Raw genomic sequence first — 12,341 nt, 5'->3', positions numbered from 1 at the left:
CTTACGATAACCATAGCGTTTTTTCATTTTTGAAGGTATCCGTTTTAACTTTGCTTGATGGGCATGTGACGCTACCCCTATCAAGTTTATCTTAGGTGATGTTTGACCATTTTTTTATATAAAGTAGTTCGGTGGATGCCGAGAATTTTAGCTGCCTTCGATTTGTTTCCGTCTACTTTCTCTAAGATGTTTAAAATAAGTTCACGTTCACGTTCTTCGTTCGCCACTTTTTCATTAACCAGCAAATTAGATTTTGTTGAACTATTTCCTTGGTGAGGAGAACTTAATTGCTGATCTAATTCTAGATCAGTAGTTATATGAGGATTAATAGTATGAGTGGAGATCTGTCCTGTTTTTTCACTAGGATATTTACTATATTTATTTTTAGTCCTTATAAGACAGTCTGTAAGATGTGGTGGCAGATCTTCTAGTTGAATTCGTGCTTGATCTGAAAGAACAACTAAGCTTTCTAAAAGGTTTGCCATTTCCCGAACATTTCCAGGCCAATCATATTGAATGAAGCTTTCCAAAACTTCTCGACTTAATTTAACGGGGGGGATTTGGTATTTGTTGTAACAATCTTCTAATAATTTCGATACTAAAATAGGAATATCTGTTTTTCTATTTTTAAGGGGAGGGATGTGCAAACGAATGATATTTAGACGATAGAATAAATCTTTTCGAAAGGTTCCCTTTTCAACCAACTGCTCTAATGGCTGGTTCGTTGCGGCAATAATACGTACGTTCACATGAATTTCATTAATGCCCCCAATCCTTTCAAATTTTTGTTCCTGCAAGATGCGGAGCAGTTTAGCTTGTAGGTGAAGGGACATGTCTCCAATTTCATCCAAAAAAAGCGTTCCGTTGTGAGCCAATTCAAATTTCCCTGGTTTTCCTCCCTTGCTTGCTCCTGTAAAAGCCCCATGGTTATACCCAAAAAGCTCAGATTCAAGCAACTCATCAGGAATAGCCGCACAGTTAATGGATATTAATGGACCATTTTTTACTGGACTTAAATTATGAATAGCTTTGGTAAACAACTCTTTTCCAACACCGCTTTCACCGATAATTAAAATCGTAGCCATTGTCTTTGCTGCTCGACGGGCTATTTTTTTAACTTCACCTATAGAGCTACTTTCACCGATGATTTTATCAAATGTAATCGTTTCTTCATCTTTCTTGGGATATTCAAGCGTAACCTGTTTATGACTCGATTTATCCTTAAGAGTCTGCATCCTATCAAAGACTTTAGAGAGCTCTGAAACTCCTTCGAAAACAAGCATTCCTATCGCACCAATCACTTTATCATCTCTCCATATCGGAATTACGCTAGCAATCATTTCTTGTCCCTGCAAAATAACAGCATTATTACGTTCAGGAATTCCCGTTTCAAGAACAACTGGCAACCGGGTATTGTCAATTACTTCAGTACAATGCTTACCTATAACTTCTTCCTTCCTCTTTTGTACAAAACGGCTGTAGGAATTATTAAAAAGTTGGATTATACCGTTTTGATCTACTACAGTTATACCTTCATAGGCTGTATCAAAACAAAGATCGTACATTTTTACTATTTGATCTAATGATTGTACTTTTTCGTTCAATACAAAGAATTGGTTTAACAACCTTCTTGTTGAAGGGAAACGACCAATAAGACGTCCATTTCTATCTAATACTGGAATACGCGTTCCAAACTGAAAGGAAAGTTCGTTTATAGGATCGTCAGCATAGCAAGCAGGGAATTTCTTAATCATGATATTTTGAATTTCTTGCTCTAAAGGTATGCCATTCAAAAATGCTCTCATTATTATTGAGAAAGTGACAATCCCCTTTACTATTAAATCTTCGTTAACCACTGCTATGTTATCTATTTCGTATTTCGACATGATATTACCAGCTTTATAAATAGAGTCGTGAATTTGTAATAAATAAGACTCTTCTTCCATCCAATCTTCAACGATTTCGTCCTTAAAAATATTATAGGAGACGCTTTTATTATTTAAAACATTCATCAAGAATCACCTATCTTATATATAATTTTAAATTGAATGTTAATTTTGAATAATATCAATATTCAAAATAATTTTAAAGGAAATTGTTGTCATTTGTCAACGAAGTTGTTCTTGTTTGTCTACATAATTATCGAATGAGTGTTGCTTTTCGAAAACAGATATTTAAGAAACAGATGGGCAATTACAGAAGTTTTAGCTTAATAACGAATTGGCACAACTCTTGCATTAGTTTATAACTGAAAGTCAATATTTTATAAGGGGGTGCAGTATGAATTTCATCGGAGAATTACGTACGCCTAATATTGTATATTATGGAAATCGAAGCCTTTCTAAACTAGGCAAAGTGGCAAGTGATTTAGGCTCCAAAGCATTGTTAATCAGTGACAAGCCTATGAAGGATTTAGGTTATGTGGCTAGGGTTATTGAATATTTTCAAAGTGAGGGTGTTCACTCGATTACATATTTGGGAGTGGACTCAGAAACAAAAGATACTCATGTTGAAGAGGCTTTAACTCTCTTTAAAGAGAAGGAATGTGATTTAATTGTTGGTCTAGGCGGAGGAAGTTGCATTGATGCTGCTAAGGCGGTAGCTCTATTAGCTAGAAATGAAAGCGCTTTAATTGAATACGTGGGTGTGGATAATGAGATTATAAATGATCCCGTTTCAGTAATAGCTATTCCAACAACAGCTGGAACAGGCTCTGAGGTGACGGATGCCTTAGTTGTGACTGATACAATTAAAGATATAAAAATGATGATTAAACAACCTAAAATAATGCCACAGGTAGCTATTGTTGACCCAAGTCTAACGCTTTCATCACCAAAAATGTTAACAGTTGCCACAGGGATTGATGCATTATGTCACGCTTTAGAAGCTTATATCTCACGTAAGTCTCATCCTTTAACTAATACGCTTGCTTTATCATCTATCAAATTAATTATAGATAACATTCAACGTGTTTATGAAGATGGAAATGATTTAGAAGCAAGAACACAGATGGCTTTAGCTTCAATGCAAGCAGGCATTGCTTTTTCTAATTCATCCGTATGCCTTGTTCATGGGATGTCTCGGCCAATTGGTGCTTTGTATAAAGTACCACATGGGATTTCGAATGCAATGCTTCTATCAACTGTGTTGGAATTTAGTGAAGGCAGCTGCGTTGAGAAACTAGCTCAAGTAGGTCGGACAATTATGGAGGGCATGGAGCAGAAAAGTGATGTGGTCGTGTCAAAAGAAACTGTATTATTCATAAAAAAACTATGTCTTGATTTAAATATTCCTAATCTTAAAGCATGGGGAATTAATGAAGAAGATTTTGAACAATCTTTAGAGAAAATGGCAACTGACGCATTAGCAAGCGGAAGTCCAGGAAATCACCCCCGAGTACCTAGCAAAGAGGAAATTATTGATCTATATCGGGTCTCCTTTACTAATGACTATTCAACTATGAAACTATCCAAAAAATAATATTGAATTTGGAAAGGGGGGGATTGGTTATTATGGCAATTAGTTTTTTAGGTTTAATAATAGGTCTTGGACTACTCATGTATATGACCATTAAAGGGATAAACATCATTATTGCAGCTGTGTTGTGTTCTGTAGTTGTAAGTATCACGGGCAAGCTTAATATAATGGAAGCGTTAACAACAGACTACATGGGGGGCTTCACTGGTTTCTTCGCTTCCTGGTTTTTAACATTTTTACTAGGTGCAATTTTTGGGAAAGTCATGGAAGATACAAAATCTGCAAATTCAATTGCAGATTGGGTTCAGCGTAGATTCGGAGCTAAGCGTGCAGTATTTGCCGTTGTAACCGCGTGTGCGCTTATGACGTATGGTGGTGTAAGCGTATTCATCGTTGCCTTTTCTGTTTATCCTATTGCAGTTTCTTTGTTTAAAAGTGCTAATTTACCTCATCGTTTTATACCTGGTGCACTTGTCTTTGGATCCATCTCTTTCACTATGACGTCGCCAGGGTCACCAGAAATACAAAATTTAATTCCCACTGAACATTTTGGGACAACTCCAACTGCTGGAGGTTGGGTAGGTGTGGTTATTGCTCTATTAATTATGGTTGGAGGTGGAATTACCTTAGGAAGGATGGTTCAAAAAGCTATAGATAGAGGCGAAACTTTTTCTATGGACCACATTGCTGAAAGTGCATCGAATGAGGTTGCTGCAACTCGGCTGGAAACAGATGATGAACCGAATCGAGGAGTATCTGAAAAGGGCTTGCCTAATATAATTATTTCAATTATTCCTTTGATCTCTGTAGTAGCAGTCTTAAATATTGTTGCCAAGTATATGCCGACGGACCAAGCGGTATTGGTTGCTTTATTTGCGGGAATTGTTGTGGGATGGGCGCTTATGTATAAAAATGCTATTGGCACTCATTGGAAATCTCTTACTATAGGGGCAGAAAATTCACTTAATGCCATTGCTAATACATGTGCTGTGGTAGGATTTGGTGCAGTTGCAGCAAAAGTACCAGCATTTACTGCTATTGTTGATACGCTTACTAATATGCCTGGGCTAGAATATGCGGGTCTTGCTATGGCTGTTACGACTATAGCCGCTATTACGGGATCAGCCTCTGGCGGTTTAGGAATCGCCTTACCTATACTTGCACCTATTTACCAAGCACAAGGTTTAGATCCAGGAGCTATGCATCGAATTTCATCCATTGCTTCTGGTGGACTAGATTCTTTACCACACAACGGATACGTCGTTACTACTATCAGAGCGGTATGTAAAGAGACACATCAACGAGCATATAAGCCAGTATTTGTTCTCAGTGTGGTCGTACCTACAGCAGCTTTAGCTTTAGCCGTTATCTTATATATGGTTTTTTACTAGATGATACCTGAAGGAGAGAAAGAGAGATGAGTTTAAAACAAAGGATAGGGTTTATCGGAATAGGAAATATGGGTTTACCTATGGCAGAGAATTTGATTAGTCACGAATATATAGTATACGGTTTTGACATTAATCCAACAGCCCTTGTCAAATTTCAAGAAAATGGTGGACATGTATGTCAAAGTATTAAAGAAGTTCTCCAACATGCAGATGTGATATTTATTAGTTTACCTTCACCAGCTATTGTTGAGATGACATTTTTCGAAGAAGGTATTATTAAGTATGGTGCTGATAATTTAATGATTATTGATACAAGTACAGTAACACCAGAATTAAACCGTAAAGTTTTTACTGCTTGCCAGAAAAACAACTTAAGATACTTAGGTTCTCCAGTAAGTGGCGGTGTTATTGGTGCCGTTAATGCAACCCTAACATTTATGGTTGGCGGACCTAAAGTATACTTTGATGAAGTGCAGCCACTGCTAAATATTCTAGGAAAAAATCTGTTTCATGTTGGAGAAAATCCAGATAGTGGCACTGTGATTAAGTTAATCAATAATTTGATGATCGGCTTCTATACCCAAGCAGTTGGGGAAGCGCTAACTCTTGGTAAAAATATGGGATTAGATCACGAGCGTATGTTTGAAATCCTAAATGTAAGTTATGGCCAAAGCAGAATATATGAAAGAAATTATAAGGAGTATATCGCCGAAAATAACTTTGAACCTGGCTTTACAACAAATCTGTTGTTAAAAGATTTAAAAATAGCTAAGCAAATGGCTGAGGAATGTGAAATTAAACTGCCAATTGGAGACCACTTGGTAGATTGGTATACGCAGGCGGCAAATGAAGGTTATGGAGAGAATGATATGTCTGCAGTTTACTTAATGACTAAGAAGCTAGCTGAAAAAACAATACAAAAAAAATAATAATAAATTTGGAGGAATAAATAATATGACTATGATTAAAAGTGAATTTAATACGAAAATATTAACTCATTTTATTGGTGGAGAAATGAAACCTGGCAGAAGTGAACGCTTTGGAAAGGTATATAATCCTTCAACGGGTGAAGTAACGGCTTTTTGTCCATATGCTTCTGTAGAGGAAGTAAATGAAACAATTGAAGTGGCACATTCGTCTTTTTCAGCTTGGAAAAATACGTCTGTAGCAAAAAGAGTGGAAGTTATTCATCGCTTTAGAAGCCTTCTAATAGAGGAAACAGAACGACTGGCAAATATAATAGGTCTTGAAAGCGGCAAAACAATTTCTGATGCAAAAGGTGAAATTAGTAGAGGAATTGAATCGGTTGATTTAGCGATAAATGCTCCACATATGTTAAAAGGTGAATACTCTGTCAATGTTGGTGGAAATATCAACTCTTTTTCAATGAAACAACCTCTAGGTGTAGTTGCAGCAATTTCTCCATTCAATTTTCCAGTAATGGTACCGCTCGCAATGACTTCTATGGCAGTTGCTTGTGGAAATGCAGTAATTTTAAAACCCTCTGAACGTGTTCCGAACTCAGCTTTATTTATCTCGGATCTATGGAAAAAAGCGGGCCTACCAGATGGGATTTGGAGTATCATTAACGGTGACAAAGAGGCAGTTGATGCATTACTTAAAAATCCAAAAGTATGTGCCATATCTTTTGTAGGTTCTACTAGGGTAGCTGAATATGTTTATCACGAAGGAAGCCGTAATAATAAGAGAGTAGCTTCTTTTGGTGGAGGAAAGAATCATATGATTATTATGCCGGATGCTGACTTAGATCAAGTTGTTACTGCATTCCTAGGTGCAGCGTTTGGTTCTGCATCCCAACGCTGTATGGCGATTTCAGCAGCTGTTCCAGTTGGTAAAGCAACAGCTGATGCATTTGTAGCAAAATTAAAAACTCGTGTACTAGAATTAAAAGTAGGGGCATATAATGACAAGAATGCAGACTTCGGAGCTGTAATTACACAGGAATCAAAGGATACCGTTATCAAGTACATTAATGAAAGTCTTGAAGAAGGTGCACAATTATATGTGGATGGCCGGAATCCAAAAATATGTGAAACGGAAAAAGGTTTTTATTTAGGACCAACGATTTTAGATCATGTTACTCCTGATATGAATATTTATCGTGATGAGGTGTTCGGACCGGCACGTATTGTGGTACGCGTGAATAGCTTAAACGAAGCGATTGAATTAATTAATAATCACGAATATGGTAATGGCGTTACGATTTTTACAGAAAATGGACCTGCTGCAAGAAAGTTCTCAGAACAAATTGAAGTGGGAATGGTCGGTGTGAACGTACCGATTCCGATACCAGTCGGATACTACAACTTTGGAGGGTGGAAGCGTTCGAAATTCGGGGAAGGCCACATGTTTGGTCCAGACACCATTCGCTTTTTCACAAAAACCAAAACGGTTTCAGAAAGATGGCCTGAATCCAAAGACAACGAAAATAAAGTGGAATTTTCTTTTCCAAGTAATCAATAACTAAATAATTTCATTACGTGGAGATAAGTCGAATTTTCATAGGGAAATGTAATTAACAAATGAAATATATTGAAATAAGCGTAAAACGCTTGGATGATTTTATGATTCCAAGCGTTTTTTTGCTTTAATTTATTAATTTATCTACGAAATTAAGGAACTCAAGATAATAATTCCCTATGTCTATTTTTGAACGTTTCGAAGATATAATAATCATCTCCACGACTTGGGACCGTTTGTTCAAAAAACCTTCTATTATTGCATTCAAATGTAAATAACTCTTCCGCATCTCGTTCATTTTGCCTATCAAAAAGTATTTCCATCACTACACATCCCTTTCCAAAACACTTGGCTCATCTTTACAAAGTTTGATAACTTCAATACCTCCTTCAAAAAACCCAGGGATTTATCCTTCCCTGATCAAATATAAAAAAGGAATAACCTAATAAAAGGCAAAGGGTGCCATAAATTGGACAGCCCTTTGCCTTTATAGTTATCCACTGTTAAATAGGGAACGCTTATCTTAAAGCTTTTGTAAGTGAATCTATCATCTTTTGATAATTTACTTTCTGTCCCGTCCATTTTTCAATCGAAAGTGCATTTTGAAATGCAAGCATTTTTATACCATTTTGTGTATTCGCTCCATTTTCACGAGCTTGTTTTAATATTTTCGTTTCTGCAGGATTATAGATTATATCCGAAACAAATGCACCTTTTTTTAGATTAGTTATGTTAATAGGTGATTGATCTATATCCGGCCACATCCCAATAGATGTTGTCTGAATAATTATATCGTACTCATTCTGCTTGATTTCTGCTTCTTCAAGGGAAATTACACTTGTATGTCTGTGATTTCCACCTAACTCTTTTAATGCTTCAGCTTTCTCAATCGTCCTATTAGCAAGATCTATATGTACATCATCAAAGTGAGATAGCGTATAAAAAATGGATTGTGCCGCTCCCCCAGCACCTAAAATAAGAATATTTTCATTCTGTAGGCTTTGTCTGTTCATGTCTTCTAATAATGCTTTAAGACAGCCTTCTCCATCAAAGTTAAACCCAACATATTTTCCATCAATCAGTTGTACAACATTGACTGCCTTCTTTTTCTCGGCTATCGGGTCTACTTCATCTAGAAAAGGGATCACTTCCGCTTTAAAGGGAACCGTTACCATAAACCCTTTTATACCAATCGCTTTCATGCCTTTAATAGCTGACTCTAAATCTTCATGCTCCACATGAAAAGCTTGAAAATGCGCATTTATTTCATGTAATTCATAAGATTCATTTTGAATTAAGGGTGACAAGGAGTGCCCTATCGGGTTTCCTATTATGCCAAATAATTCTTTCATCTATATCCCTCGCTAAACAAAATAATCGTTAAAATTCTTCTTGATTCCAAACAACTAATTTCATTTCTGTCATTTCTTCAATGGTATATTTTAACCCTTCACGCGCATTACCGCTTTCTTTAACTCCCCCATATGGCATTTGATCTACTCGATATGTTGGAATATCATTAATCATAACGCCACCTACTTCAAGTCGCTTAGAAGCATGCATTGCTGTATGGATATCCTTTGTAAAAATCCCCGCCTGTAGCCCAAATCTTGAATCATTGATGTAGTCGATTGCTTCATCTACATTTTTAATTGGATTAATCGTCACAATCGGTGCAAAAACTTCTTGGCAGGATATTTTTGAATCGGATCCTACATCCACAAGGGCAGTCGGTAACAAAATATTATTTTCAATCCGACCACCCGAAATGATCTGTCCACCATCGCTAACCGCTTCATCAATCCAAGCTTTTGCTCTTTCTTGTTCTTTTCTAGAAATGAGTGATGATAAATCTGTGTTTTCATCTAACGGATCTCCCAATACAAGTTGCTCTGTCGCCAATTTAAATTTTTCCGTGAATGCCTCAAATGAATTTTCATGAATATAGATCCTTTGAAGAGAAATGCAAATTTGTCCTTGGTTAGAAAAAGCACCTATTACGCACTTTGGAATTATTTTATCCAGATTTACTCCATCATCTATTATAAGACCGGCATTAGAGCCCAGTTCTAATGCCACTTTCTTTAAACCAGCCTTCATTCTGATACCAATCCCTACTTCAGGACTTCCAGTAAAAGTAACCATATTGACCTTATCACTTGTTACTAATCTCTCTCCAACCAAACTTCCACTTCCGCTCACCACATTTAATGCACCTTTTGGTAATCCGGCTTCTTCCAATAGCTCGGCAAGAAAATAAGCCGACAAAGGAGTTTGAGATGCTGGTTTTAATACAATGGTATTACCAGCTGCAATGGCTGGGCCCACCTTATGAGCAACCAAATTCATCGGAAAATTAAATGGTGTAATAGCCGCCACGACACCGATAGGCTCTCTTAATGTATATCCCAGTCGGTTTGCACCATTTCTAGCAGCATCCAAAGGAATCATTTCACCATGAATGCGTTTGGCTTCTTCAGCTGCGAATTTATACGTTTCAATCGTTCTGTCTACTTCTCCTAAAGAGAATTTTAATGGTTTTGAAGATTCCAAGGAAATGATTTGAGCAGCCTTTAATCTATTTTCATTTAGCAAGCCAACTAATTTTTCTAATATGTCAGCTTTTTCATAAGCTGTTAACTTTGCCATCACTGCTCGATTATTATAGGCAGCATCGATAGCTGCATCCACTTCTTTTTCTGATGCTTGAGGAATCTCGGCAATTTTCTCTTCTGAATAAGGGGATATTAAATCAGCATATTGTTCAGATTCGATCCATTCACCATTGATAAATAGTTTTTTTTTCAATCCCATCTCACACTCCTTCTATTTTTCAGTTACCTTCCTAATACGCCACCGTCTACAGGAATTAATGTGCCTGTCACATAATCTGAAGCTGGAGCAGCTAAAAACAAAGCGACACCTGCAACATCCTCAGGTGTTCCCCATCTTTTAGCAGGAATTCTAGCCTCTACTTGTGCCCCTCTCACTGGATCATTCATTAGATCCGTATTCATCGTAGTTAACATATAGCCTGGTGCGATGGCATTCACTTGAATACCATACTCAGCCCACTCGTTAGACAAAGACTTTGTTAATTGTAAAACGGCACCCTTGCTAGTAGAATATGCAGCCGCATTAAAACCACCTAATACAGATAGTATGGATCCCATATTAATGATTTTTCCCGCCCCCTGCTTCTGCATTTCTACTGCAGCTAATCTAGATAATTCAAAAACGGCCGTTACATTCAGTCCTAAAATTCTATTCCAACTTTCGAGCGAAAACTCAAGAGCTGGTTTTCTTTCAATTAACCCCGCACTGTTAATTAAAATATCAACAGTTCCGCCCAATTTCTCTAAAGCTTCGTTAAACGACTCTCTTAAACTTTCCACATCTAATAAATTCCCTTTAATAGCATGGATTTGACCTTCAGTGGCTTCTAATTTGCTAGAAATAAGAGATAGCTCATCCGAAATATCTATCACTGCAATTTCTACACCCGCATTGTGAAATGCTTCTACCATTGAATATCCTAATCCCTGAGCTCCACCAGTTATAATGGCCTTTTTACCTTTTAAATCAAACATATCCTTACCTCCCATTAAGAATGAATTCCCTTTCCAATTAGTATATTTGCAGATTCCATTAATACCTCAGAGAGAGAGGGATGAGGTTGTACCATTTGTGCAAGTTCATCCACCGTTCCTTCAAGATACATAAAAGCCGATGATTGGCTAATCAATTCAGTGACATTAGCACCTACCATAACGACGCCTAATATTTCCCCATATTTCTCATCAATCATCACTTTAGAAAACCCTTCTGTTTCACCCAATGCCAGAGCTTTCCCATTTCCCGAAAAGGAATATTTATTTATCTTATACGGGATATTTTTTTCTTTAAGTTCCACTTCACTCATCCCAACACTAGCGACTTGTGGGTTTGTATAGATACAACGAGGCATCACTTTATCATTCATCTTTTCTTTTTCTTCATCTAAATTTTCGACAGCTACTATCCCTTCTGCACTCGCAACATGCGCTAATTGCAGTCCCCCAATAACATCACCTACAGCAAAATAACCTTTTTTGCTCGTTTCCAGATAATCATTGACTGCTATATGTCCACCATTCATAGTAAGATTCAGTTCAGAAACACTAGAGAGATTAGGTTTTCGGCCAACTGCCAGAAGTATTTCATCTGCTATGAGGGTCTCTGTTTTACCTTGTTGCGAGGCAATGGATATTGTCTTTTGATTATTACTTTCTTTTATGGATGTCACTTGATATTTCGTTAAAACTTTAATGCCTTTCTTCTTTAAACTTTTATGTAAAGTTTTCGCAGCATCTTCATCTTCTGTTGATATGATTCTTTCACCTAGTTCAACAATCGTGACCTTCGCTTTCAAACTAGCAAATATATTAGCAAACTCAACCCCTATGACGCCTCCGCCCACAATCACAATGGATTGGGGGATCTCCGTGATATCAAAAATAGTATCGGTTGTTTGAAAATCAACTGAATGAAGGCCATCAATTGGCGGTACGAAAGGGTGGCTTCCTGTCGCAATGATGATTTTTTCACCAGTAATTTGTTTCGTTTCATTTTCTGTTTGAATCGTTACTTTTTTTTCAGCGTGAATGGTTCCATATCCGTTATAGACATCGATTTTCCCCATACTTAATAAATGTTCGATTCCACTTCGCAGTTTTGTAATAACCTGATCTTTACGCGCAAACATTTCTTTCAATGAAAAGCTTACATTTTCCGTTTTAATTCCCCAGTTTTTTGCTTTTTCAATTTCTTCTATAATTTGTGCATGTTTTAATAAAGTTTTTGAAGGAATACAGCCTCTATTCAAACACGTACCACCTAAATGACCTGCTTCCACAAGTGCTGTCCGCTTACCTTTTTTGGCAGCTCTAATTGCGGCAACGTATCCGCCTGGACCACCGCCAACAATTACTACATCGTAAGAAGTCATTCTGA

Annotated in this window: 9 protein-coding genes and 1 pseudogene; 4 read left to right on the top strand and 6 right to left on the bottom strand. The window is 37.1% G+C overall.

Translation table 11 applies throughout. The features are described from left to right. Positions 1-86: 86 nt before the first annotated feature. Complete coding sequence (locus MPH60_RS25095) at positions 87-2,012, bottom strand: sigma 54-interacting transcriptional regulator (RefSeq protein ID WP_241615875.1); 1,926 nt, start codon at positions 2,010-2,012, stop codon at positions 87-89. Between the two features lie 268 nt (positions 2,013-2,280). Between MPH60_RS25095 and MPH60_RS25090 the strand changes: the two genes are divergently transcribed. From MPH60_RS25090 to MPH60_RS25075, 4 genes are read left to right on the top strand one after another with little or no spacing between them, the layout of a single operon-like run. Continuing rightward, on the top strand, positions 2,281-3,480 hold the full coding sequence (locus tag MPH60_RS25090) for an iron-containing alcohol dehydrogenase (protein ID WP_241594638.1): 1,200 nt from the start codon (positions 2,281-2,283) through the stop codon (positions 3,478-3,480). 32 nt (positions 3,481-3,512) lie between these two features. Continuing rightward, positions 3,513-4,868, top strand: coding sequence for a GntP family permease (locus tag MPH60_RS25085; RefSeq protein WP_241594637.1), 1,356 nt, complete (start codon positions 3,513-3,515; stop codon positions 4,866-4,868). A 26-nt stretch (positions 4,869-4,894) separates the two neighbouring features. After that, entirely contained in the window at positions 4,895-5,797 is a 903-nt protein-coding gene (locus MPH60_RS25080) for an NAD(P)-dependent oxidoreductase (protein ID WP_241594636.1), read from the top strand. Between the two features lie 31 nt (positions 5,798-5,828). Continuing rightward, a complete protein-coding gene (locus tag MPH60_RS25075; RefSeq protein ID WP_442957031.1) occupies positions 5,829-7,352 on the top strand; it encodes a CoA-acylating methylmalonate-semialdehyde dehydrogenase in 1,524 nt (507 codons plus the stop codon). A 164-nt stretch (positions 7,353-7,516) separates the two neighbouring features. Here the strand turns inward: MPH60_RS25075 and MPH60_RS28060 are convergent. From MPH60_RS28060 to lpdA, 5 genes and pseudogenes are all read right to left on the bottom strand, one after another. Continuing rightward, positions 7,517-7,672: pseudogene (locus MPH60_RS28060) on the bottom strand (GNAT family N-acetyltransferase); the annotation flags it as partial. 195 nt (positions 7,673-7,867) lie between these two features. Continuing rightward, on the bottom strand, positions 7,868-8,701 hold the full coding sequence (aroE, locus tag MPH60_RS25070) for a shikimate dehydrogenase (protein WP_241594634.1): 834 nt from the start codon (positions 8,699-8,701) through the stop codon (positions 7,868-7,870). A gap of 28 nt (positions 8,702-8,729) precedes the next feature. Beyond that, positions 8,730-10,163, bottom strand: a complete 1,434-nt coding sequence (locus MPH60_RS25065) for an aldehyde dehydrogenase family protein (RefSeq protein ID WP_241594633.1) — start codon at positions 10,161-10,163, stop codon at positions 8,730-8,732. 23 nt (positions 10,164-10,186) lie between these two features. Next, positions 10,187-10,939, bottom strand: coding sequence for an SDR family NAD(P)-dependent oxidoreductase (locus MPH60_RS25060; RefSeq protein WP_241594632.1), 753 nt, complete (start codon positions 10,937-10,939; stop codon positions 10,187-10,189). A 14-nt stretch (positions 10,940-10,953) separates the two neighbouring features. Continuing rightward, positions 10,954-12,336, bottom strand: a complete 1,383-nt coding sequence (gene lpdA, locus MPH60_RS25055) for a dihydrolipoyl dehydrogenase (RefSeq protein ID WP_241594631.1) — start codon at positions 12,334-12,336, stop codon at positions 10,954-10,956. Between the last annotated feature and the right edge of the window lie 5 nt (positions 12,337-12,341).

The organism is Peribacillus sp. Aquil_B1, from assembly GCF_022603275.1.
Lineage (GTDB): Bacteria > Bacillota > Bacilli > Bacillales > DSM-1321 > Peribacillus.
The sequence above is the reverse complement of the archived record's forward strand: the minus strand, read 5'-3'. Positions and strand labels throughout refer to the sequence as shown.